General features: G+C 65.7%; 22 protein-coding genes. 13 read left to right on the forward strand and 9 right to left on the reverse strand.

Translation table 11 applies throughout. The annotated features are described in order from the left end of the window. The first annotated feature begins 16 nt into the window (after positions 1-16). The 3 genes from eccA to AC0KTM_RS29040 all read left to right on the forward strand — a co-directional run bounded on the left by eccA (position 17) and on the right by AC0KTM_RS29040 (position 2,776). A complete protein-coding gene (gene eccA, locus AC0KTM_RS29030) occupies positions 17-1,849 on the forward strand; it encodes a type VII secretion AAA-ATPase EccA (RefSeq protein WP_047323685.1) in 1,833 nt (610 codons plus the stop codon). A 64-nt stretch (positions 1,850-1,913) separates the two neighbouring features. Continuing rightward, positions 1,914-2,297: a hypothetical protein gene (locus AC0KTM_RS29035; protein ID WP_052955340.1), complete on the forward strand. Its 384-nt coding sequence runs from the start codon at positions 1,914-1,916 to the stop codon at positions 2,295-2,297. Between the two features lie 80 nt (positions 2,298-2,377). Further along, on the forward strand, positions 2,378-2,776 hold the full coding sequence (locus AC0KTM_RS29040; RefSeq protein WP_047323683.1) for a hypothetical protein: 399 nt from the start codon (positions 2,378-2,380) through the stop codon (positions 2,774-2,776). On the opposite strand, the gene AC0KTM_RS29045 is transcribed toward AC0KTM_RS29040, so the two are convergent. From AC0KTM_RS29045 to AC0KTM_RS29075, 7 genes are all read right to left on the reverse strand, one after another. Then, entirely contained in the window at positions 2,773-4,863 is a 2,091-nt protein-coding gene (locus tag AC0KTM_RS29045) for a hypothetical protein (protein ID WP_047323682.1), read from the reverse strand. The two genes, AC0KTM_RS29040 and AC0KTM_RS29045, sit on opposite strands and share 4 nt — an antisense overlap. Then, positions 4,860-7,853, reverse strand: coding sequence for an ATP-binding protein (locus AC0KTM_RS29050; protein WP_047323681.1), 2,994 nt, complete (start codon positions 7,851-7,853; stop codon positions 4,860-4,862). Before AC0KTM_RS29050 ends, AC0KTM_RS29045 begins: the two co-directional genes overlap by 4 nt. Before the next feature lie 72 nt (positions 7,854-7,925). Further along, positions 7,926-8,210, reverse strand: coding sequence for a hypothetical protein (locus AC0KTM_RS29055; RefSeq protein ID WP_047323680.1), 285 nt, complete (start codon positions 8,208-8,210; stop codon positions 7,926-7,928). Then, entirely contained in the window at positions 8,207-8,434 is a 228-nt protein-coding gene (locus AC0KTM_RS29060; protein ID WP_047323679.1) for a hypothetical protein, read from the reverse strand. The genes AC0KTM_RS29055 and AC0KTM_RS29060 overlap by 4 nt, the downstream gene beginning before the upstream one ends. Positions 8,435-8,442: 8 nt before the next feature. After that, positions 8,443-9,366 carry a conjugal transfer protein gene (locus tag AC0KTM_RS29065; RefSeq protein ID WP_047323678.1) on the reverse strand — a complete coding sequence of 308 codons (924 nt, stop codon included), beginning with the start codon at positions 9,364-9,366 and terminating at the stop codon, positions 8,443-8,445. 14 nt (positions 9,367-9,380) lie between these two features. Further along, the gene (locus AC0KTM_RS29070; protein ID WP_052955339.1) at positions 9,381-10,616 is read right to left on the reverse strand and encodes a hypothetical protein; all 1,236 of its coding nucleotides are present in this window, start codon (positions 10,614-10,616) and stop codon (positions 9,381-9,383) included. After that, positions 10,613-10,921 carry a hypothetical protein gene (locus AC0KTM_RS29075; protein WP_047323677.1) on the reverse strand — a complete coding sequence of 103 codons (309 nt, stop codon included), beginning with the start codon at positions 10,919-10,921 and terminating at the stop codon, positions 10,613-10,615. The genes AC0KTM_RS29070 and AC0KTM_RS29075 overlap by 4 nt, the downstream gene beginning before the upstream one ends. A 99-nt stretch (positions 10,922-11,020) precedes the next feature. On the opposite strand from AC0KTM_RS29075, the gene AC0KTM_RS29080 reads away from it, so the two are divergent. From AC0KTM_RS29080 to AC0KTM_RS29105, 6 genes are all read left to right on the forward strand, one after another. Then, positions 11,021-11,455, forward strand: coding sequence for a hypothetical protein (locus AC0KTM_RS29080; protein ID WP_052955338.1), 435 nt, complete (start codon positions 11,021-11,023; stop codon positions 11,453-11,455). Then, positions 11,430-12,095 (forward strand): hypothetical protein, encoded by a 666-nt coding sequence (locus AC0KTM_RS29085; protein ID WP_052955337.1) that lies wholly within the window; start codon positions 11,430-11,432, stop codon positions 12,093-12,095. The genes AC0KTM_RS29080 and AC0KTM_RS29085 overlap by 26 nt, the downstream gene beginning before the upstream one ends. A 2-nt stretch (positions 12,096-12,097) precedes the next feature. Further along, the gene (locus AC0KTM_RS29090) at positions 12,098-13,510 is read left to right on the forward strand and encodes a type IV secretory system conjugative DNA transfer family protein (protein ID WP_047323676.1); all 1,413 of its coding nucleotides are present in this window, start codon (positions 12,098-12,100) and stop codon (positions 13,508-13,510) included. Continuing rightward, positions 13,507-13,806 (forward strand): hypothetical protein, encoded by a 300-nt coding sequence (locus AC0KTM_RS29095; protein WP_052955336.1) that lies wholly within the window; start codon positions 13,507-13,509, stop codon positions 13,804-13,806. Before AC0KTM_RS29090 ends, AC0KTM_RS29095 begins: the two co-directional genes overlap by 4 nt. Then, positions 13,790-13,948 (forward strand): hypothetical protein, encoded by a 159-nt coding sequence (locus AC0KTM_RS29100; RefSeq protein WP_156181215.1) that lies wholly within the window; start codon positions 13,790-13,792, stop codon positions 13,946-13,948. The genes AC0KTM_RS29095 and AC0KTM_RS29100 overlap by 17 nt, the downstream gene beginning before the upstream one ends. 94 nt (positions 13,949-14,042) lie before the next feature. After that, complete coding sequence (locus tag AC0KTM_RS29105; RefSeq protein ID WP_192579513.1) at positions 14,043-14,366, forward strand: hypothetical protein; 324 nt, start codon at positions 14,043-14,045, stop codon at positions 14,364-14,366. A gap of 19 nt (positions 14,367-14,385) precedes the next feature. Here the strand turns inward: AC0KTM_RS29105 and ligD are convergent, their stop codons facing one another. Together ligD and AC0KTM_RS29115 are read right to left on the reverse strand one after the other, a co-directional pair. After that, a complete protein-coding gene (ligD, locus tag AC0KTM_RS29110; protein WP_136246248.1) occupies positions 14,386-15,348 on the reverse strand; it encodes a non-homologous end-joining DNA ligase in 963 nt (320 codons plus the stop codon). 33 nt (positions 15,349-15,381) lie between these two features. Beyond that, positions 15,382-16,374: a phospholipase D-like domain-containing protein gene (locus AC0KTM_RS29115; RefSeq protein WP_047323674.1), complete on the reverse strand. Its 993-nt coding sequence runs from the start codon at positions 16,372-16,374 to the stop codon at positions 15,382-15,384. A 206-nt stretch (positions 16,375-16,580) separates the two neighbouring features. Between AC0KTM_RS29115 and AC0KTM_RS29120 the strand changes: the two genes are divergently transcribed. The 4 genes from AC0KTM_RS29120 to AC0KTM_RS29135 all read left to right on the forward strand — a co-directional run bounded on the left by AC0KTM_RS29120 (position 16,581) and on the right by AC0KTM_RS29135 (position 21,255). Further along, positions 16,581-17,207, forward strand: coding sequence for a hypothetical protein (locus AC0KTM_RS29120; protein WP_231614246.1), 627 nt, complete (start codon positions 16,581-16,583; stop codon positions 17,205-17,207). Beyond that, on the forward strand, positions 17,204-18,637 hold the full coding sequence (locus AC0KTM_RS29125; protein ID WP_047323673.1) for a coiled-coil domain-containing protein: 1,434 nt from the start codon (positions 17,204-17,206) through the stop codon (positions 18,635-18,637). Before AC0KTM_RS29120 ends, AC0KTM_RS29125 begins: the two co-directional genes overlap by 4 nt. A gap of 106 nt (positions 18,638-18,743) precedes the next feature. Beyond that, positions 18,744-19,673, forward strand: a complete 930-nt coding sequence (locus tag AC0KTM_RS29130; protein WP_232512939.1) for a DUF4333 domain-containing protein — start codon at positions 18,744-18,746, stop codon at positions 19,671-19,673. Positions 19,674-19,785: 112 nt separating this feature from the next. After that, positions 19,786-21,255 (forward strand): neutral zinc metallopeptidase, encoded by a 1,470-nt coding sequence (locus AC0KTM_RS29135; protein WP_047323672.1) that lies wholly within the window; start codon positions 19,786-19,788, stop codon positions 21,253-21,255. Positions 21,256-21,604 lie beyond the last annotated feature (349 nt).

A 21,604-nucleotide genomic window follows, 5' to 3' on the forward strand; every position in this document is an offset into this window, starting at 1 on the left:
TAGATTCGACATCACCATGACAGGTATCGAGGCAGAAACTCCGGCCCGCAGCGCATTTCGGCGAGGGCTGCTGGCATCGGGTATTGGTGTGGGCGGCTTAGTGCCCAGCCATAACCGTCAGGTGGCCGCCGAGATGTTCCGCACAGTCACCCGTGCCGAGCCAGGCGTGTGCGATGGCTGGATGGGCCGAGTGCTGGCCGGTGAGGACACGGTGGAGGTGCTGGCGGGGGCGTGGGCGGCCGCAGAAACCTTCGGCTGGGAGATCCGCCGTCTCGGCGTGCTGGGCGCCGATTTCCGCCCACTGGTCTTCGATGGCCTATTTTTGCAGCTGCCGATCGGGTCGGTGGATGCGCTGCGCGCCGCGTACGCCACGGTGCTGATCCGTGAAGCCAGCTACAGCCAAGCCGACGCGTTGGTGACTTCGACGGCCAAGCCGACCGATCCCTTCGACGCGGACATGCATACCTATGTGTGCGGGCTGCTGCATTTCCGCACGCAACGCTGGACCGATGTGTTGCGCCTGTTCCCGATCGACAAGCGTTGGTATCGGGCCGAATACGAGTGCGCGGCCACAGCGATGGCCACCACAGCGCTGGCATCACTTGGGGTGTTTGAAGATGCGTTTCGCCGCGGCGAGAGGGCCGCCGGCGATGACCGCGTGCCGCAGGCAGCCACCGTGACGCTCTACACCCAGGCGATGTGTCTTCGCCATCTGGGCCGCGAGGACGAGGCGGCCCAGCTGCTGCGCCGCGTGTATTCACGCGATCCGAAGTTCACCCCGGCCCGCGAAGCGATGGATGACCCCAGCCGGCGCCTGGTGCTCACCGACCCCGAAACCATTGAGGCTCGCACCGACCCGTGGGATCCCGACAGCGCCCCGAGTCGGCTAGAGACTGAGACGGCCCGTGATGCTGAGAAGGCGTCGGAATATTTGGCTGAGGGGCAAGCCGAGCTCGATGCCATGCTGGGCATGGAGACGGCCAAGCGCGAAATCAAACGCATCCGCTCCACCACGAAGGTCAATCTGGCCCGCTCTAAGGTGGGGCTGAGGGTGCCTGTGACCTCGCGGCACACCCTGCTGCTGGGCCCACCTGGGACCGGAAAGACCTCGGTGGCACGGTCTTTCACCAAACAACTGTGCGGGCTGAAGGTGTTGCGCAAGCCGCTGGTGGTGGAGACCAGCCGCGCCAAACTGTTGGGCCGCTACATGGCTGATGCGGAAAAGAACACCGAAGAAATGCTCGAGGGCGCCCTGGGTGGGGCGGTGTTTTTCGACGAGATGCACACCCTGCATGAACGTGGCTACTCCACCGGCGACCCCTACGGCAACGCCATCATCAACACGCTGCTGCTGTACATGGAGAATCACCGCGACGAGCTCGTAGTGTTCGGGGCGGGCTACGCCAAAGCCACCGAACGGATGTTGGAAGTCAATCAAGGTCTGCGCCGGCGGTTTTCGACCGTGATCGAGTTCCACAGCTACACCCCGCCAGAGCTGATCGAGCTGACCAAACTGATGGTGGGTGAAGACGAAGACGTGACTACCGATGAAGCCGTTGAGGTGCTGCGCCCAGACTTCGAGAGGTTCTATGCCGAAGAAACCCTCACTGCCGAAGGCGATTTGATCCGCGGCATCGACGTGCTGGGCAATGCCGGGTTCGTGCGTAACGTGGTCGAAAAAGCCCGCGATCACCGCAACGATCGCCTCGATACTGCCGAGCTCGATGACCTGCTGGCCAGCGACGACGTCGAAGTCACCGACGAGCAGCTGCTGCGGCTGCGCGAACTGACCCGCGAGGATTTAGCCGAAGGGCTGCGCGCCGCGGTCTCTGAAAAGCGCTCCGAGTAAGCCCGTGAAGCCGCGCAGCCGTCTTAGTGCGAACGACAGTGCGTTACTCGAGGCGCTGGTTCCGGTGGGCATCCTGGTGTCGCCCGACGAGATGATGAAGCTGGTGCCCATCGACGCCAGGGTCGTCGATGGGCACGTCGGCCCGTCCGCGGAATCCCTGACCGCCCAGCATGATCTCGTCTTCTGGTTCGATGCGGCCACAGGCTCGTTGCCGATCAACCGGATGGCCACGCTCAACTTGCATGCAGTGTCGAACTTTTCAATCAGGACCGTCCCACTGCTGCGCGGCGCCGTGCTGATCACGGGTATGTGCGCCGGTCACCCCGCGGGGCTGAGTTCGGCTCAGATCAAGGCTCTGCGCAACGAACACGAACCGGCGTGGCTCGCGGGATGGCTCATGCATATCCGCATTGAACAAGACACGCGGCGACGCCGACGTCATCGTTGAGCCCTTGCCCCGGGCGGCGTCACGGCCGGGCTGGCTGGCTACAGATAACTTGTCGGTCGTCTCTGCGACGATGACTGAGTATGGACACCATCGTGATAGCCACCGGAATGCCGTTTTTGCTGGCGTTCCTCGATCAGCACATCAATGAGGTTGTGCGGCTGTGGGAATCGTGGGTCGACTCTGGCGAATTGGTGCCGGCACGCTACGAACACAGTCAACGCGACGCGGTCATGCGGTTGCGTCCTGCCGTGCTGGGCGCCGTGGAATTTGTACCGAATGAGCCCGGCGGACGGCTTTTCCAGGACCGCGTGTTGTATACCCTGCCCGCCTTGGTCAGGGCCGATCAATCTGCGGATTTGGCCCCTGAACATTCCCACTACTGGACGCTGCAAATGAAGGGATTCGCGGCCACGCCGGAGCCGCTTGCCAAGGGCCGCACCGGTTTGGTGCTGGGGCATTGGGAGTTGGGCCGGCTTTAACGGGAACGCGTTGAGCGTCCCTTGGCCGGGCTGCTGTCTTCGGCGAGGTCGGCTTGGTCAGGTTGAGGGCGACTTGCACGCGGCTGACCGGTCGCGCCGGACCCAGGACCGGCGGGACTGTTGGTGGGCGGCGGCTTGGGGCTGGTGGCGCCGGCGCGGCCCGCGACGGGCGTTGTGGGGGGTTGGGCGGGGTTGCGGGCGGGGCTGGCGTGAGGTGCTTGGGTGGCTGTGCCGGTGGCGGTGGGCTGGGCGCTCCCGCCGGGGTTGTGGTCACGGCGCTGGTGGTGGACGACACGAGTGGCGACTGCGGCGCCGGCGACGACTTCGGGTGCCGCGACGGCGGCGCCGGCTTCTCCGGCCATCACCGCCCCGTCAACAGCAGCCGAGGAAGTTGCCGCAGCGGGTGTTTCGGACGTGGCCGTAGCACCCGGTGTCGAGGCGGGGGTCGGCGCTGTTGGTGTGTGATGGCGGGCGCGGCCGGGCGAGGGTGGTCGTCCGCCGGGTGGTCGACCGTTGACCGGGGTGCCAGTGAGGGGCTGGTCGGGCTCATCAGGGGCATCGGTGGGGTCGTCGCCGGCGGTTTTGGACCAGGGGGCGCGTGAGTTGAGCTCGCGGGCTCGGTCGTAGGCGTCTTGCCCGCGTTGGTAGCCCTCGCGGCTTCGGTGGCCGAGATCGCTGATGGCCTGGGTGAAGTCGTGGCGGGTGTGGTCGCCGAGTTCACGTTTGAGCCACCAGAACACGCCGATCGCGACCGCGGAGACGATGGCGATCATGAAGAGTCGGGCCAGCGGGTGGCTCATGCCGACCTGATCGGCGTAGCCGCCGCGGGCACCCATTTTCAGGACGATCATCGCGGCCATGGAGATGTAGGTGGTGTAGGCGAACACCAGGGCGGCGTGTTTGAAGAACATCTTGATACGCCGGGCGGCGCGCCGCCGCGGGTGGCCATGAATCATGGCGGGCGCGGCGACCACGATGGACAACAGCGCGTTGACGAAGGCCGCGCAGCACACCATGACGTAGCTGTAGGTGACGTAGCAGACGAAGAAGGCGAAGACCGCCCCGAGCAGGCCATAGCAGCTGCCTAGGGCGAGGTTGGCGCCGCTGAGGTGTTGGGCGAACGACAGGGCCTGTGGTGCCCCGCAGGACGCCATGGCGTGGGCGGGACCGGCGAGGTCGCTGCCGTCGTGAGGGGTGAGCATGGCGGCGGTGTAGGCACCCCCGCAGGTGCCGATGTCATCGACGGTGGTGCCGAAGTTCATCAGCTGCAACGGCATCCGCACCGTGGCGTCGGCGATGAGGCCGGTCAGGTGTTGCAGCTGGGCTTGACCGCCCCCGGTGGTGATGGAGCCATTGTTGAACGCCGCCTGGGAGACGCTGAATCCGAGGTTTCGGCCTTGGGTGAGCAGCCCGTTTTCGTTGTAGAGGTCAGACAGTGGGTCATGCGTGAGCACGATGCCCAGGACGCCAACAGCGATGGTGGACAGCATGATTCCCGATCCGAAGCCTTTGCGGCCGTGCCACAGGATGTGGTATGCGCCGACGCCGAGGCCCAGCATCAGGCAGATGGGAAAGACCCACAGATCGGCCAGGATGACTCGGATGGTCTCGAAGATGGGACGAAACCAGGTGGCCAGCCACAATAGCCAGGTGTTGGACATGGCGAACCGCAGCAGCCACAGCGACATGGCGATCATGAAAATGTAGATGCCGGCCTGGGCTTGCAGCAGTTCCACGATCAGCTCATGGTCGAGTCCGACTGTGACGGCGTTGGCCAGCCAGCGAGCCCAGCTCGACGGGTCGACGCTCAGACCCGGGCCAGCTTTGGTGATGGCCTCGCTGGTGCTGACCACCGACAGGTAGTAGCTGCCCACGGGCACACCGTGGCTGTCGGTCACACCAGTCCAGTTGAGCGCACCGGCCAGGGTGGAGGCAGCCGCCGGTGGCGCGCCGGCGAGCGCGGCCGCTGCCAGGGTGTGGGTGAGGAGCCAGAAGGTGGTGAAGCGGCGCAGCCGGGGTCGGATGGCCATCTGGTAGCCCAGGTATTCGGCGGCGCGTTGGCTGAATGTGGTTGGCGCGGTGGTCATGCCGCGCGCCCGGGGGTGGTGTCGTAGGCGTGGTGCACGGCGGTGTCGGGTTCGCTGGCGACCCAGATGGGGGATTTGCGGCGGAACTCGTCGACGAAGAATCCGTAACCTTGCCGCCCAGCCCGGTTCGGGCCGGTCTCGGCGGTGGGGCGGTCGTCGAGCTCGTCGAAGGAGGTGGGGTCGCGCATCTCTTCGGGCGAGGGCTGGGCGAGGAAGAATTCTTCGATGTCGGGGTAGTCGTCAAGGCGGATGCCGACTTTGGCGGCGACTTGGCGTGCCAGTTCTTCGTTTTCGAAGGGCATGATGAGCTGCTGGGTGATGAATTCATCACCCATGAGGGCTAGGTCTTTGATGGGGTTTTGGGTGATGATCAACAACCCCGTGTAGTGCTTGCGAGCGCGGCGACTGATCAGGTGTGCGTCGTCGGCGCCGGCGCGCGAGTTGAGTAGCCCGGCGGCCTCTTCGAGGACGATGAGGCCAAAGCGGGTGCTGTCGGCGAAGAATGTCACTCGAGCTAGCCGCACGAGCATGCCGTAGATGGCTACCGAGGCGCGCTTGCGGTCGGAGAGTCGCTCGTAGAGGTGGGGGGTGTTCATTTCGTCGGCGGTGGGAAGATCGAGGCTGCCGGTGAGCCAAATCGTGACGTCGAGTGTGGCCAGGTCGGGAACGGGCAGCGTGGGGTCGAAGATGGCTCTTGTGAAGTCGTGGGTGGCCCACGATTGTAGGGCGGCGCCGATGGGTGCGAGGTCGTCGGCGAGTCGGATGACCTGGGGGGCGCGGTCATCGGGCCCGGTGGTGGGGGCTTGGATGTGGCTGATGTATTTCATGAGCGCGGCGGTACTGGTGATGCCCAGGGCTGCCGCGACGTCGGCTTGCAAGATGGCGCGTAGGCGGCGAACCGCGACGCTGTGCGGGTCCAGGCTCATCATCGGAATCATGTAGTCGAGCCAGTAGCCGCCAGCGAGACCAGGGGGAAAGACACGCAGTGGGTCGCAGCTGAACTGGTTGCCGGCCATGTCGATGACCGCCTTGTTGGCGACGTCGACGAGGGCTTTTTGCCATTCGGTACCGGGGTCGACGATGAATGCTTGTGCGCCGCGCTGGATTTCGCCGCGGGTGATGCGTTTGGCGGCATAGGATTTTCCGTATCCCAGCGCCCCGCTGCACACCAGGCAGGGGTTGCGGTTGCGGCGTGCGGCGGCGGGCAGGTCGAGCAGCACCGCACTGTTGAGGGCGTTGTTTCTGTTGAATCCCAACAGGATTCCGGTGCTGTTGCCGACCATGGAGGAGGTGAACGGCACGAACCGTGACCACTTCTTGGTGGTGGTGGGTTGGGTGAATTGGTCGACGGTGGTTTTGTGGGTGGGTGCAGCGGGGTTGAAGGCCGCCCACAGTTTGGTTTGGGCGCCGCGATAGTGGCGGATGGCGATTTGGCCGGAGGCGGTGAGTTCTTCGCGTAGGCGTTTGATGCTGTAGTCCAGCGTTTCGTGGTCGGGCGCCCCGACGGCGATGAGAAAGGCGGCGTGCAGGGGGCGTTCGTCGATGTTGGCTTCGAGCTGGCGGCGGTATTCGGCGAGTTGGCGCAAGGTGGCGATGAGTTCGGCGTCGCCGTTGCGGACGTCGCGGCGCTGGGTGAATTGGTCGTCGATGTTGCCTTTGGCGCGGTCGTTGCGCACGAATTCCATTTCGCGGCTTAGCGTGACGAGGTTGACGGCGAAGTCGAAGGTGGCGCCGGTGTCGAGGTCGTCGAGGGCTTGGAGAAATTCCGAGCCGGGAAACACGATGCCGGCCTTGGGCATATCCACGACGGGCAGGATGGCTTGATAGCTGTCGGGATAGGTGCCTTCGGGGCTGGACACCCGCAGGGTTTTGCTCCACGAGGGGATACGGCGGATGCCGGCGCTCCAGGCCCCCATCGCCGCCGCGGCCAGGGCGACGATGGGGGCGGCCAGCGCGGGTCCGAGCGCGGTGCCGCCAGCGGCGCCCGCCAGGGCCAGGGCGGCGGCGATGAGGCGCAGCGGCAGTACGCGCCCACCGTGGTGGTGTTGGTCGCCGTCGTCGAACACTGCGGCCGGCAGCGCGGTGGTGTCGAGCTGGCTGGTGGTGTCGCGCCGTGGCAGGGGGCTGTTGAACACTCCCCGCCAGGCGTTGTGGCGCCAAAACCAGGCGATCATGTTCGCGCTGACGGGTTGTGGACCGAATTCTTCGGGCAGGGCGGTGATGATGTCGTGGGCGAGGCGTTGGTAGGCGGCCACCGAGTCGTCGGAGTCTTTGTCGCGGCCGATCACCCAGTCGCGCAGTTTGGTGGCTTGGCCAACAGGGCTGTGCCCGGCCCGGCCGGCGTCGACGGGCATCGCCAGCCAATAGATGCGGTTGCGGGGGGTTTGTTCGGCGATGACGGGCGCCATCTGCTGGCAGGCGTTGATCCAGGGGGGTTTGTCGAGGTGACCGTCGAGCATGGCGCGTAACAGTTGGCGCTGGTTTTGCGGCACCGAGAGCCCGAAGATCCAAGTGCCGGCGGGGATTTCACGGGCGAGGGTTTGGTGTCGGTCTGCCACCCCGATTCGGCGTTTGGTGGATTGCAGGTAGTAGGGCAATCCACTGATCAGGTAGTGGGCGTATACGCCGTGGCTGGTGAAGCTTAGGTTGCCGATGACGGTTCGTGGCGGCGCGAGCAGCGGATCGGTGGAGCTGCTGGCCAGGGCCGGGCGCAGGGCCCGCCAGGCGCTGGCCACCCGAAAGCGCAAGGTGGGCCGGCCGCGGGGCATGAGGGCTGCGGTGCCGCCGGCGGCGCCGGTCGCCAACAGCCCGCAGATCAAGATGGACCGAGCGTGCCCGGAATCCAGTGCCAGGATGGTGAATACGGCGGTCAGGGCGGTGCCCCCGTAGAGGCTGATCGCCACCCACAGCCGCAGCGGCTTCTTGAACAAGATGTCGGTGTAGACGGGGGTGTCGTGGACGCCTTTGAACAGCTGGGCTGATTCGGTCACGGGCTTTCCTCAAGCGTTGTGCCTGCCGACCGCGGAGCGGCTCGGCACTGAAAGGCAGCGTGGCGGTTCGGGTTACTGGCCGAATTGTCCGGTGGTGATGCCGGTGCGGTCGACGGTGTGCTTAGTCGAGACGTAGATGGCGTAGCCCGAGCCGACGATGACGGCGACGATGACCGCGGTCAGCGCCCAGCCCACGGTGGCGCCGATGCGCCCGCCGAAGAAGGAGCCGGCAGCGCGTGCGCCGCCGGCGAGCAGGATGAACACAACCAGCACACCCACACCGATGGTGTAGAGGGAGTGGCTGCCCGAAACCAAGTCGGTGGCTGCCAGAAACGTTGGGGCCGAAGCGATACTCATGTCAGATTTCCTTTCGTGGTTAGTGAGGTCACAAGGGCTTGCAGAAGGGGGCCGACGGTGATGGCGTGGCCGGGTCCGGCGGCCAGCATGAGTGCGCCGCCGGCGAGGGCGACAAGGAGCAGAGCGGTGAGGATCAGCGCGCGCAGCTCGCGGTGCATGAGTCGAAGCAGCCGCAACAGCAGTGTGACGGAGACGATCGCGGTGGGAATGTGCTCAAGGCTCATGGGGTCCTCTAGCGCGGCGCGGCGGCGGTCGGGATGACGGGGGTCAGTTCGGCGCCATCGGCGAGCAGGGGCGCATAGTCGAGGCTTGAGACGCTCCAGCGGCCGCTGGTGACGGTCAACACGATGGGGTAGTCCAGCTGCAGCGGGGCGTATTGGCTGGTGACTGCGTTGACGGTCGCGAGCACGTGCACGGTGGTGCCCTCGGCGGGCACATCGTGGTCACCGAGGCTGTGGTTGGCGATGAGTTTGATGACTTGGGCGGATCGATAGTCGGCCGCGGGCAGCAGCCCGGAACTGGTGGTGACGTAGCGTTCCAGCCCGCCAGCCCCGGTCAAGAAGCTGGTGATGAATCCGGTGACAGTGGCGAACGCTGGTGAGGTGTCAGCGACCGCGGTGGAGTATCCCAGCGGGGCGTCAGCACCAGCGCCGGGCCCGTTGACCCGGGCCGGTAGCGCGCTGGCCCGCAGGCCGTAGTTGCTGTAGACGACGGGCAGCCGATAGTAGGCGGTGCGGGGGGTGGCGGCTTCAAAGGCCCGCTCGGAGACAGTGATCACCACGCTCCACTGTTGGGTGGTGCCGACGTCGCTGACCAAGGTGACCGCAGAGACCGCGGGGGAGGTCACGATGAGCGCGGGGGTGGTGGGCAGCTTGATCGGGTCGCGCAGTGACCAGCAGTCGTGCAGCACCTGTTGGTGGGATGCGGTGGCGGTGAGCCAACGGGTGACGCAGTCTTGGGCGTAGGAGCCGACCAGGGCGGTGCGGTTGACGGCGCTGCGCGCGGGCCCGGCGACGTCGATGGGGTTGTCGAAGATCCAGCCCCAGATGGTGGCGATGGCCACCACACTGCACGATCCGAGGCCGACGATGAGGCCGGCGCGGCGCAGCGCGTTGTGGGTGCCGTCGAGGCGTTTGCGCCAGGTGTTGGTGAGCATGGTGGGCGAGACCTTTACTGGGGCGGGTGGCCGAAGATTTTGATCGACGACACGGCGAAGGTGTTGTCGGCGGGGTCGGTGTGGCTGGGGTCAGCGGGCAGCCCGGGCAGTGCGGGAGTGCTGGTCGGCGTGGGGTCAGCGGGTGCCGCCGGGGGACCCAGCACCTCGCCGAGCACCCCGCCGCCGGGGGCGGGGCTGGTGGTGGTGTCGGCCGGTGCGCGCCCGGTTTCTTGGACGAGCATGATGATGCGCGATGCCAGCACGCCGCGGTTGGGCATGGGTTTGGTGGCTTCGCCGTGCACGCTGCCGGTCTCTTGGGGCACCGCGGTGGGTGGGGCGTCGTTGAAGCTCCATTGCACACGGGTGAGCACGCGGTGTTGGTGCCATTGGTCGGCGCCGGAGGCGTCGGCCCCGACCCAGCCGGGGGTCAGGGAGACGGCGGTGACGACCATGGTGCGGCCGAGATTGATGGTCAGGAATTGGCCGATGTTGCCGCCGGTGACACACACCCAGGCTTGGGTCGGGTCGGCGCCGGCCACGGATTGCGCGGCTGTCGAGCCGGGTAGGCATCCCACCGCTGTGGCGGTATAGGGGATGGTGGAGTCCTGGTTGTCGGGGGCCGCGGTGGTGCTCGACGGCGCGGCGAGAACACTGAGACGAGTGCTGGGCTGGGGTGGCTCACTGGTGTGTGGGTCGCTGCGCATGGCCAGCAGAGCGCCGCTGACAACCAGGGTGGCCGCTACGGTGGCGGCGCCGAAGCCGACAGCGATTCTCTTGTTGTAGCGCGGGCTGCGTGCGGATTCTTCAGCACTACCTGCGGCGTCGTCTGTGTCGCTGCTGGCGGTGAGCTGGTCGACCAATTCCGAACCTGGCAGCGGTGTTTCGTCGCCATCGGGTGCCGCGCTGGTGCCCAGATCATGGTTGTCAGCGCCGTGGGTGTCGGGCTGATCATCGCAGTCGCTGGGCCCGTCGAGATCAATGGGTGGGTCCTCGCTGGGCCGCCGCACATCAACGTGGTCGGCACCGTCGTAGGTGGTGTCGTCGACGTCGATGGGGTCCCCGGCTGGTGCCGCATTGAGTGTGAGCGCTGGGTCGTGGTCGTCGCCGGGCGCGCAGCGCGGTTGACCCTCCAACTGCGCGGGCTGCTCACCCTTGATGGCGCTCAGGTCGTCTCCGTAGATGTCGGCGAGGAAACCTTCGGTCGCCGCGATCGTGTGATCGCGCTGGTGGTCGATCGGGGTTTTGCTCATGACACGCTCCGCGGCGCCAGGGCGGGCCGGTGGCGGCGGGCCGGGACAGCTGCTGAGGACATCTGCGTTGGCGTGCCCCGGACCGGGTGGGGTTGTGTCCGGGCCGAGACGGCCAGGTATCCCGGGGCAGGGTGCGAGCACCGGGCCTTGCGTCGCCGACGCGCGATGCTCACCAGGGCAGCAGCGGTCACGCCCGCGATCACCGCACTAGCAAACAGATGCTGGGTCACGAAGATCACCGCCGTCATCACGGTGAAAACGGCTCCCATGATGGCGATGAAAGCGACGCCGAAAACCACGCGCATCCACTGACCTCCTGTCCTTACGGGTCAGCCTAAGGGGTGCAGTAACGGATATTCCACGGCCGTAGCGAAATAACTTGATCGGTTGTTACCGTCTTTTGTGTGAACGCATTCCCAGCAGACGGAGTAAGGCGGCTGCTCTTTTTCGTCGAGGACCGTCTGGCGCAGCTGCGCTGGACGCGCGAGGACCTCGCCGCCGCGGGCGGCCCAGCCCCGTCAACGTTGTATAAAGCCGCCGAACGTGACGGTGGGCTGGCGCCCAAGACGCTGGCACGCCTGGATGTGGCGCTGGGGTGGCAAGAAGGTTCCGCCCAGCGGGTGCTGGCCGGCGAGAGCCCCGCAGTTCGCATATCAGAGCAGATCAACCTGTGTGCAGCGGCGATCAACGCGGCGCGTCGCGACGCCGAATGCGGCGGCGTCTCGCGCTGCGCGAGCGAGTTGAAAAACTTTTTGATGGACGTCGCGCAGCGCCTTGACGACTTTTACACTGAGCCTGTACGAGCCGTGGGGGATGCTGCTGATGCCAGTGCCTGCTGATCGGTTCGACGAGATCCGCCGCAAGTGGATCGCCCGTAACCAACGCACGTTTATATTCCAGAAAAGGCGCTCAGAAATTCTCGCGCGCCAAATACGAGACCGTGATACCGCAGCCACCGGTGCGCGGGTTGATCCCGCCGACGATGATGTTATTCACCCTTGGTATGCGCGCCCGATTAAAACGTCGTACGCAATGTTCGATGCGATCATTCTTATGTCGGCAGCGGTATTGGCGCCGCTGGGCTGGCCGGTGGGCAAGGCCATGTCGGTGCGTGTGGTCCAGCTAATTCCCGGTGAGCTACGCTCGTACCCGATCGCCGCGTTCATGTGGGCGGCGGTAGTGGTTGGTCTGCCGCTGCCGCTGCTCTATGAGCCCGGTGATTCCTTGGTGTCAGCGGCTGTGGCGCCGTGGCTGGTGGCCCAAATCCCGGCCGCGCTGCTCACCGCCGGCATCTACGGCATTTTGGAAGGCTGGTTGGCCGTGGACGGGGCCCGAGATTGGTGGCCGATGCGCCCAGCCGAGGAGGTCGACGACATCGATTTCGGCTTCCTACAGCCCGATGATCTCACCGGGCCAGGGGTGTTTCCCACCCGCCGCGATGCGCCACCCGGTGACCCGAGCCCGATCTGGAGGTTCTAGCGATGTATCGCCCGCCGTCTTCGCCGTACTGCGGATTCAGCCGTGACAGCTCGACCCAGCAGCTTTCGGTTGCCGAGGGTGCCTGCCATCTGCTGGTCTCTGCCCCTACCGAAACCGGCAAGACCCGCGGAGTCTTAGCGCCGGCGGCGGTGTTGTGGGGCGGGCCTGCGGTATGCGTGTCACCTAAAGATGACCTGCTGTGGCTGGTATGCCAACGCCGTTGGGGCCCAAAACAAGTGATCGACTTGCGCCCGGACTACTCGCCGGTCTACCCGGCCGATGCGCAGGTGCGCTCGTTTGACCCGACCGCGCTGATCAGCACACCAGACCAGGCGGTGACTGCGGCCAACACCATGATGCAGATGTCGGCGGTCGGGCTGGGCTCGAGCATTGATCAGGTCTCTGATGCTGGGATCTGGGAAGCCAACACCGAGGGCCCGCTGGCCGCGATGCTGTACGCGGCCTCCCCTCGTGGGCACGGCAAAGGCATCGAATGGGTGCTGCTGGCCGTGGACAACTTGGAAAAAGACGACAAGGACCCCGACGCGCCGGGCTGGCACAGCGCCGCGCGTCAGGTGGCCAGCCAGCCGCTGTTTCGCAACGCGCTGATGCGCACGCTGGCCATGGAGCCCAAGCAGCGCGACAGTATCGCGCTGACCATGCGCAAGGCGGTCACCCCGTGGATGCGGCTGGGGCTGCGCGGGGACACCGCACCGTGTTTCGACGATGCGTTTCTGTCTGACCCGGATGCGACGTTGTTCATCCTGGCCCCCGCCGAAGGGTCGATCGCCGGCGCGGCCGTCACACTGCTCGACCACCTGGTGCGCAGCTGGCGCGGCAAAACCGCGCGCAAGGAAATGCTGCACCGGCTGCTGATGGTGATTGACGAGGCTACCAACGTGGCGCCGATGCCCGCGCTGCGCCGCTATGTCTCAGAAGGGCGCGGGCTTGGCGTCAATCTGGTGCTCGCCGTGCAGGCGTCCTGCCAGTTCGACACCGTCTATGGCAGCGCTTATGCCCGCGAGCTGCGCGCCACCTTCCCGGCCGCGCTGATCATGTACGGCGCTGACGAGATGGAAATGTTGCAGCGCGGCGAACAGTGGTCACGTGAGACCACCCGCCGCCAGGAAAGCTTCGATCAGGCCACCGGCGGGAAAACGTTGTCCTCTCAGCTAGGTCCCAGCCTTGACTACCGGCGACTGCTTCCGCAAAACCGGGGCCAAGCCCGGCTGCTGCGCCGCGGAACGGCAGGCATCACCACCGAGCTGCCCGACTGGCCTGACTTCCTCACCAAATACGACCGCGCAGTGAAAACGCTGCTGCAGGCTGACCGGGCCGCCGTGGATAAGCCCAGCACCATGTGGGAATGGATTGTGGCACGCCACCGCCGCGCCGCCGAAGCGATCGCCCAGTGAACGCCGAGCAGTTACGCGAGCATCTCGTCGCGGTTTTGGCTGACGCGAATCAACCGATGTCGACCACCCAAGCCCGCCTGGCTGTTACCGAGGTGTGCCGCCCGCGTGGCCGCCCCGTGGTGGCCGAAGAGGTCTATCGCGCGCTGGTGATTTTGGCGCGGCGCGGTGTCGTGCGCCGCGTCGCAGACCAGCCTGGCCGTATCACCCACTGGGAACTGACCCCCCACCACCTACGGCGTCCTCGTCAGGTCGCGGCGGTGTTGTCATCGACTGAAAGCCGTGGCGAAAGTGAATGATTCGCGTAAGTTCCCGTGGCTTGGCGGCCTGCTGGCGGCCGTGCTGATCGCTGTGGCGCTAATCGCGGTGGTTGTCCAGGGCACATGGCAGGTGGTCAACGATTTCGCCACCCATGTCGCCGACACCATCTACCAGCCCTGAACCAGTCCGACAGTTGGGAGGCTGCGGTGATCACATCGCATGGCCGCGCAGCAGACAGTCGCGCGCGGCCCAACTGCGTTGCCCGGCAGTCGAAATGACGACGCCGCTGCCGTCGCCTTCGGATACGGCACCGCCACATGTCTGCCGGGCCCGCGGGTGCGATGTCGACATCGAGCCGCGGCTATTCATGTGCGCACATCACTGGTCTCTTGTGCCTCCTGCGCTGCGTGAGTCGATCCGATCGACCTATCGGCCCGGGCAGGAAGTCGACAAACAGCCCAGTGCGCAATACCTGGCCTTTGCTGCCGCCGCGATCGCCGACGTCGCACACAAAGAGAGCCGTCAGCGCCGGCCAGGCCGTCGCACACCGTCAAAACCGGTGCAGCTGGCCCTGTTCGACATCGCAGCTGGTTCTTAAGCCCATGCTATCGAGAGCCTCACCCCTCGGGGGGAAGCGATATTCCAGAGCTATCAGCGTCGATGAGAACGCTTTTGAGTGCTGGGTGGCGCAATCTTCCTGTGAATTGGCGGTATTCGATGTCTACGACTACCGTCGGGCGTACCCAGCGGGCGCCGCGTAGCTCTGGTATCGGTGCGGCGAACGGTGTGAGGGGTTGCTGCAGGTCGCTGAGGCGCTCCATTAGGCTGGCCCGCGTGCGCGGCGTCATGCCGGCGCCCACGTGCCCGCAGTAGCGCAACTCGCCGTTGGTGTCGTAGGCCCCGACCAGCAGTGCGCCCAGACCGCCGCGGTGGGTACCGGCGCTCGGGATGAACCCGCCGACCACCATGGGCCTTCGTTGGCGGACAACGTGTTTGATCCATGCAGCCGAGCGTCGGCCGGGCTGGTAGGTGGAGTGGGCGTGCTTGAGGACGTAGCCTTCCAAGCCCAGGCCCCGCATAATCTCGGCCATCGCGTCAGTGCCGATACCTGTCCAGTACGGAGAGATGACGATGGGTGGTTTGTGCAGGCGCAGGTCGTCGAGCATCCTGCGGCGCTGCAGGTAGGTGTGCCCGGTGAGGTCATGGCCGTCGAGGTAGATGATGTCGAAAACACAGAACGTCAGCGGCACGGAGGCGAGTAGGCGGGGGCCCGGGCGCGGGGCGCGTAGGCGGCGCTGAATCAGCTGAAAATTTGGTCGAGCGTGGTGATCGAAGGCGACGAGCTCACCATCGAGGATGGCAGTCCGCCCTTCAAGGCCCGCTGAGAGCGCGTCGACGATCTCCGGGAAGCAGGTGGTGAGGTTGGTGGCCTGGCGACTGAATAACTCGACCCGCTCGGCGCATCGCGCAAGCAGCCTGATGCCGTCCCACTTGGCCTCGAAACAGTATCCAGTGGTGTCGGCAGGGGGCGGTGCGGCGCTGGCCAGCATGGGGGCTGGGGGCAAGGGAATGCGCTGCACCACACCATTATGCGTCCGCGGCCTGGCGGGACCCTACGGCGTGGACTGGCGGTCGTCGTTGTCGAAGGTGGCTGCCACGGCGTCGATGACCGGCTTGGCGGTCTGGTTGGTGAGCAGCAAGGACACTTCGCGGTTTTCCAGAAGGCTTGTGGTGGACAGGTTTTGGCTGCCGATGACGAGGACAGTCCTGTCGATCAGGATCATTTTCTCGTGGATATACAGATGCTTGCGGTCGGCGGGGTATTGATGGGTCTTGCATCCGGCGGCAGTGAGTTCATCGACGGTGTGGACGGTGGCCGGGTTGGCGGTCAGCACGATGCGGCAGGTGACGCCACGGTGGGCGGCTTTGGTCAAGGCGGCCACGATGGCGCGGTCTTTGAGTTCTTCGGTGGTCAGTTCGATGCTGTGCCCGGCGGTGTCGAGTTGCTGTAGAAAGGCGGCGCGAGCGTCAGGTGACCAGATCAGGTGTGGGCTTGGCACACCTGGTGCTGGGCGGCCCGTTGCGGCGGTGGCATAGTCGGCGTCGAAGGTGGCGGTGATGGCGGCAATGTCGGCGGGGTCGGTGTCAAGTACCCAGGCGTCGCGGCTAGACGGGTAGTACTTGGCCACGAGATTGGCTGTGCCGATTGCGGTTTCGGTGTCATCGGCGGTCAGTGTCTTTTGGTGGAAGATGGTGGCCGCGGGCGCCCATCGTACGTCGATGCCGGCTGCTTTGAGCTGGTCGTAGGCGGCCGTGTTGGTTTGGCGGCCGTGGAATGCGGCGTCGAGAATGATCTTGGTGTCTACGCCCCTGCGGTGGGCGTCGACGAGCGCGCTGAGCGCGGCGGAATCGGCCAGCTCATACATCGTCATGCGCAGGGTTCGGCGCGCCTGGCCGATGATCCCGAGGATGGCCGCGTAGCCTGCTTCGGGCTCCTGGACCAGACGGTAGACGCCGTGGGTAGCGTTCAACGCCGGCGGCGGTGGGTTGCCGGTGCGCCAAGCCGGTGAGCTGCACCCGGTCAGCAGTGCCGCCGCGGTGGCCACCGAGACGAGGCAACGCCACGCAGGCGAGGTGTGGGCGCAGCTTTTCACTGGATCCTTTTCACTCGTATCGGTTGCAGCACAACGACTGTCGGGGCCAAAGTGATATTTGAATCGAACCTAGCGGTGCTGGCGGGGTTGTGCGACGCCCGCCGAGCAAATCATCGTGAGCGTCGCGCCAGGCCCTGACAGGTCGGTATGGTTTTTCCATGTCGATGCCTGTGGCCCCACCAGTGGATTCGGTGGTCCTCGTGCCTGAGCGGATGCCTGCGCTGCCGCCGGCCCGCGAGTTCCTCACCTCAGCTGGGTTCGGGGGCGCTGCGGCGTTGCTTGCGGCACTGTTGTTGGCTGCGGTGATCCTGATTGGCTTCTGGCGTGCATCCAAGCGGCAAGAGAGCCACAACCGTCAAATTCGTGAGGCCGAGCAACACAACACCGCGGTGGACCGATGCTGGCAGCGGCTGGTGTGGGTGGTGGAAACGGCGGGGATAGAGCCGGCGGCCAGCCGAGGCGCCACGGTGGATTTGGGGCCAGAACTGGCTCTAGAGCTGTTGCGGGGTTTGTTACGCGACGCCGAGAGTCTCGGTGACGCCACGCTGACGGGCGCGGTGACGGTCTACTTGAGCCAGTTTTCGCAGGTGTTGGCCCAGCAGGGCAGCGTGGCGTCCGAGCCGTCCGTCCCCTCGGCCTCAGCTGAGCCCACGCTCGCTGACGCTCCCTCCGGTCCGAGGGAGACCGTGCAGTCATCGGGCTCACCGGCGCAAGGTGGCGATACCCCACGCCCCCGGCCCGCCAAAGAGGTGGCCGCAGCTCAGGGCAGGCGACGCCGTCAATGACACATCTGCGTCAGCACATCGAAGAACTCGACATCGACCGATGGGCAGCGGTGACCAAGCAGGCCGCGACGGCCGCGGTCGATGCTGCCCAGCGGCTTGGCAAGCCCGCGCCGGCGCAGTTGGCCGCGGTGGCCGCGATGAGCGAAGGCGAGCTGATCGAACATCGCAACCGTAGTGGGCCAGCACCAAAACGGCTCTCACCAGCGATGCAGCTCGTCGAGGCGGACCATTTGCGGGCTGTGGCCGAGCACCAGGCGCGCCAGGCCGAACAAGACAAGCGTGACGCTCAAGCAGCCGCGCACATGGCCCGCGCCGAGGCCGAAGAGGCCGCCCAGGCCGCCGCGCAAGCCCGCGAGCAGGCGCGGGCAGCAGACAGCGCAGCCGCACGTCAGGCTGTCGAACACGCCGCCGAACTGCGCAGCGCCCAACAAGCTGCCGAAGAATTACGTAGCGAATTGGATCGGGTCCGCGCCGACGCCGCCGCCGAGGTCGCCGCCGCACAGGAGCAGGCCCGCGCCGCTGACCGACGGGCCGAAGAACGTGCGGCCGAGCGGATCGAAGAGCGCACGGCGGCTCAGCGTGCCCTCGAAGAACTCCGCAACGAGCTCGAACGGGTACGCGCCGACGCGAGCGCCGAGGTGGCCGCCGCCGCCGAGCAGGCCCGCGCAGCTGACACGCGCGCCGAACAGCGCATGACCGAGCGCGCCGAAGACCGCAGAGCGGCTCAGCAAGACTTGGAAGAGTTGCGCGGCGAGCTCGAACGGGTACGGGCGCTGGCCGCGGCCGAGGTGGCGGCCGCCCGGGGCCAGGCCGACGGTGAGGTGTCAACCGCCCACGCTGCGCTTGCTCGGGCACGCGCAGAAGCCGACGACGCCATCGCCCGTACGAGCGAGGAAATCGAGCAGCTGCGCGCCGAATGCGCGGCGGAAGTGGAAGCGGCGCGTGAGCAGACAGAGCAAGCGCTGGCGTCTCTGTACGCCGCCCAATCCGAGGCGGCGCGGGCACGCGCTCAAGCCGCGCAAGCCCACCCGTCCGCTGAGCTATTGCTGAGTGTCCCTATTCCGGCCGCAGAAATACGCGGTCACACCGGCTATGTCGAAGACGTCCTGACCACGGTGCGGGATCTCGACCTCGCGCTCGAGACGGCGCTGGGTGGCGGCGCCAGACCAGTTGATGCACAGGCGGTGGGCGCCTTGGTGTCCACGGTGCAACGCCAGTCCGGCGATCTCTCTGAGCACTTGCGGGCGTTGACGGCGCAAGGTAGCGATGCCGTGCACGTCTACGTCGAAGCCGCCACCCGCGCCTATGGCGGGCTTCTTGCTCGGATCGCGGCGGCAACCGAACAACTGGCCCGAGAAGGTCGCACCGACCCCGGCGTGATTGAGCGGGTGACCGCGATGCTGGACGCGCATCCGTGGCGGTCCCGTTGATGCCGGCCGCCGCCGTGATAACCCGTGAGCCGCAGATGGAGAGCGCGATGCCCACTTGGCACACCAGGCACCTTCACCCGCTGGGTAGCGACCAGAGCATGCGGGCATGATGGCGCACAAACCCGACGATGGCGAGACCACCAGCCCGTCAGGCTCGTTGCCGTCCGGGGGCCGCGATAGCGCCCAATCCAGCTCTGCTGCAACGCCTGACGACGCGGAGCGCACCATCGTCGTATCCCGCAAGTCGCACGCCGACGAAGAAACCACCGTCGTGGGGAACAAAAAGCCGTTGGTTGACGATCCAGAAAAAACCCTGGTGGCGCCCACACCCAGAGCGCCGCAACGCAATAACGACACCGACAACCCAGACGCGAGGCCCCGCAGTGAGCCAGCCCGGGCGGCGTCCGATGACCAGGACGAACAAACCGTCTACCAACAACCCGTCGTCCACCCGGGCAGCCGTGCGCCAACTGGGCCGCCGCCTGCGACACCCCCATCGCAGCGCCACGGCCCCGACCCGGCTCCGAGCTTCCCGCCGGCAGGGCAGCCCCTCCCGCCGTCACCAGGTCTTGCCCAGCAGCCCGGTTTCGCGCCTCAACCGTTCCCGTATGGACAAGCCAACCCGTACGGTCATCCGCCGCCCGGTCCATACGCCAGCCCGCCCTATGGTCCCCCTGGGTCCGCAGGACGCCAGCGATCCACGCAGTCGACTGCCCTGTTGTGGGGTGGAGTCGGATCGGCTGCTGTCGTCCTGGCAATAGGTCTAGTGATCGGGTTGTCCAATCCCGACTTGCTGTTGACGAAAAAGCTCGACGTCCAGGCCGCCCAATCGGAAATCGAACGAGTGCTGACCGATGAGATCACTGGCTACGGGGATAAGAACGTGGCGGATGTCAATTGCAACCACGGTGAAAACGTCACGATAAAGCAAGGCAACAGTTTTACCTGCCAGGTCAATGTCGACGGCGCCCCGCGACGCGTCACCGCCACTTTCCTGGACAACAACGGGAATTTCGATGTCGGTCGTCCCGACTAACGAGAATAAACCCACAGAGTTTGTTCGCCGAGACCGTATCCTTAAGCCCGACCCTTGGCTGATGCCGCATCAATTCACCCATTAGCACGAACATGGAAAATAGGGGTGCCACGTGACTGGATGGCTCCGTACCGCCGCAGCGACCGCGGTGAGCGTCGTCGTCGTGATCGCTGTGGCCACCGGATGTACCACCGTCGTCAAAGCCCACGGCTCATCCATGTTGTATGACCCTTTTCACGTCGGCGGCCTTCTGGCGGTAGACGGGCCCAGCGGCCCGCGCAGCGACGCGCCGCCACCGACTGGCACCGTGAAGAACACCAACCACGGGGACGAAGACAAGCTGGTACTGCTGTCAATCAACGACATTCAGGATTTTTGGCAATCCAACTACAGCAAATCATTCAAGGGTGACTTCACGCCCGTCGAGGAGCTCATCTCCTATGACTCCGAGGATCCAGCCAGCCCGATCGTGTGCCATCAAAGAACCTACAAACTGGTCAACGCGTTGTTCTCACCGCGCTGCAATCTGATTGCCTGGGACCGCGGCGTGCTGATCCCCACCGGCAAGACCTACTTTGGTCCGATGCCGGTCACCGGAATCTTCGCCCATGAATACGGCCACGCCATTCAGAATATGGCCAAAATCATCGGTCGGGACACCTCGACGATCGTGCGCGAACAGCAGGCGGACTGCTTTGGCGGGGTCTACATGCGCTGGGTAGCCGAGGGAAAATCGACGCGCTTCACCCTCAGTACCGGTGACGGGCTCGATCACGTGTTGGCCGGCCTGATGACTATTCGTGACCCGATCCTGACCCCGCAAGATCAGGAGTTGATCGAAGAAGGGCACGGCACCGCACTCGACCGGGTCAGCGCTTTCCAGATGGGATTCGTATCCGGGGCGTCGGCCTGTGGCGTGATCGATGAGAACGAGGTCAAACAGCGTCGGGGGGACCTGCCGATCGCGTTGACCTACGACCAATCCGGTCGGCTCGAGACGGGGGAGGTGCCGATCAACGAGCAGACCATGTCGTCGCTGATGGACACCCTCAGCGCCATCTTCGCCCCAAAAAGTCCGCCACAGCTGTCTTATAGCGGCGGCAATTGCCCTGATGCGCAAGCCCACCCGCCCGCGTCTTACTGCCCGGCCACCAACACCATCGCCGTTGATCTGGCGCAGCTGCAGAAGATGGGTGCACCCGCTGACGAGCAGTCCGGCCATGTGTTGATTCAAGGCGACGACACCGCCATGTCGGTCGTGATGTCGCGGTATGTCCTTGCGGTACAACACGAACGGGGCCTGAAACTGGACTCGCCGGTAAGTGCACTGCGGACCGCTTGTCTGACAGGGCTCGCGCACCGCAAAATGGCCGGTCCGGTGTCGCTGCCATCTGGCAATGGCCTGACGTTGACTGCCGGCGACCTCGATAAGGCCGTCGCGGGACTGCTCACCAACCACCTGGTGGCCAGCGACGTCAACGGGCAGACCGTGCCCGCCGGGTTCACCCGGATCACCGCGTTTCGCTCTGGGGTTGTCAGCAGCAATGACGACCTGTGTTACCAACGCTTCCCCGACGCCTGAGATCGGAGTTGACAATCGTGGGCCGCAGGCGGCGCCAAAGCCGTCCATCTTCGGGTTGACGGCCTTTAATGCGCAATCCCACTGAGCAATTCACCGCTTTGAGGCAGGCTTACCAACATGAGTGACGAATGGGGGCCCGGGCCTGACGACGAAACGATGAGCGCACACAAGTTTCGCGGCGAGGAGACGATGGACCTATCGCATACCCGGCCGCCGCAATACCCGGTGCCACCGTTCCCGCCGAGTGGATCGCCCGCGCCTCCATCGGGCCCGCCGCAGCATGGGGCGCACGTCGGCCGACCGCCTGGCGCTTCCCCGCCCTGGCAAGCCCCGCCGCCTGGCCCCTCGC

The sequence above is a fragment of the Mycobacterium sp. NTMscope_Eco_3 genome (assembly GCF_976985685.1).

Coding starts and splice junctions, on each gene's coding strand:
- AC0KTM_RS29045 (WP_047323682.1), bottom strand. CDS start 4,863: ATGACCACCGCGCCAACCACATTCAGCCAACGCGCCGCCGAATACCTG.
- AC0KTM_RS29040 (WP_047323683.1), top strand. CDS start 2,378: ATGGACACCATCGTGATAGCCACCGGAATGCCGTTTTTGCTGGCGTTC.
- AC0KTM_RS29075 (WP_047323677.1), bottom strand. CDS start 10,921: ATGCGCGTGGTTTTCGGCGTCGCTTTCATCGCCATCATGGGAGCCGTT.
- AC0KTM_RS29105 (WP_192579513.1), top strand. CDS start 14,043: ATGACGACGCCGCTGCCGTCGCCTTCGGATACGGCACCGCCACATGTC.
- AC0KTM_RS29055 (WP_047323680.1), bottom strand. CDS start 8,210: ATGAGTATCGCTTCGGCCCCAACGTTTCTGGCAGCCACCGACTTGGTT.
- AC0KTM_RS29090 (WP_047323676.1), top strand. CDS start 12,098: ATGTATCGCCCGCCGTCTTCGCCGTACTGCGGATTCAGCCGTGACAGC.
- AC0KTM_RS29065 (WP_047323678.1), bottom strand. CDS start 9,366: ATGCTCACCAACACCTGGCGCAAACGCCTCGACGGCACCCACAACGCG.
- AC0KTM_RS29125 (WP_047323673.1), top strand. CDS start 17,204: ATGACACATCTGCGTCAGCACATCGAAGAACTCGACATCGACCGATGG.
- AC0KTM_RS29120 (WP_231614246.1), top strand. CDS start 16,581: ATGTCGATGCCTGTGGCCCCACCAGTGGATTCGGTGGTCCTCGTGCCT.
- AC0KTM_RS29060 (WP_047323679.1), bottom strand. CDS start 8,434: ATGAGCCTTGAGCACATTCCCACCGCGATCGTCTCCGTCACACTGCTG.
- eccA (WP_047323685.1), top strand. CDS start 17: ATGACAGGTATCGAGGCAGAAACTCCGGCCCGCAGCGCATTTCGGCGA.
- AC0KTM_RS29085 (WP_052955337.1), top strand. CDS start 11,430: ATGCTGCTGATGCCAGTGCCTGCTGATCGGTTCGACGAGATCCGCCGC.
- AC0KTM_RS29070 (WP_052955339.1), bottom strand. CDS start 10,616: ATGAGCAAAACCCCGATCGACCACCAGCGCGATCACACGATCGCGGCG.
- AC0KTM_RS29130 (WP_232512939.1), top strand. CDS start 18,744: ATGATGGCGCACAAACCCGACGATGGCGAGACCACCAGCCCGTCAGGC.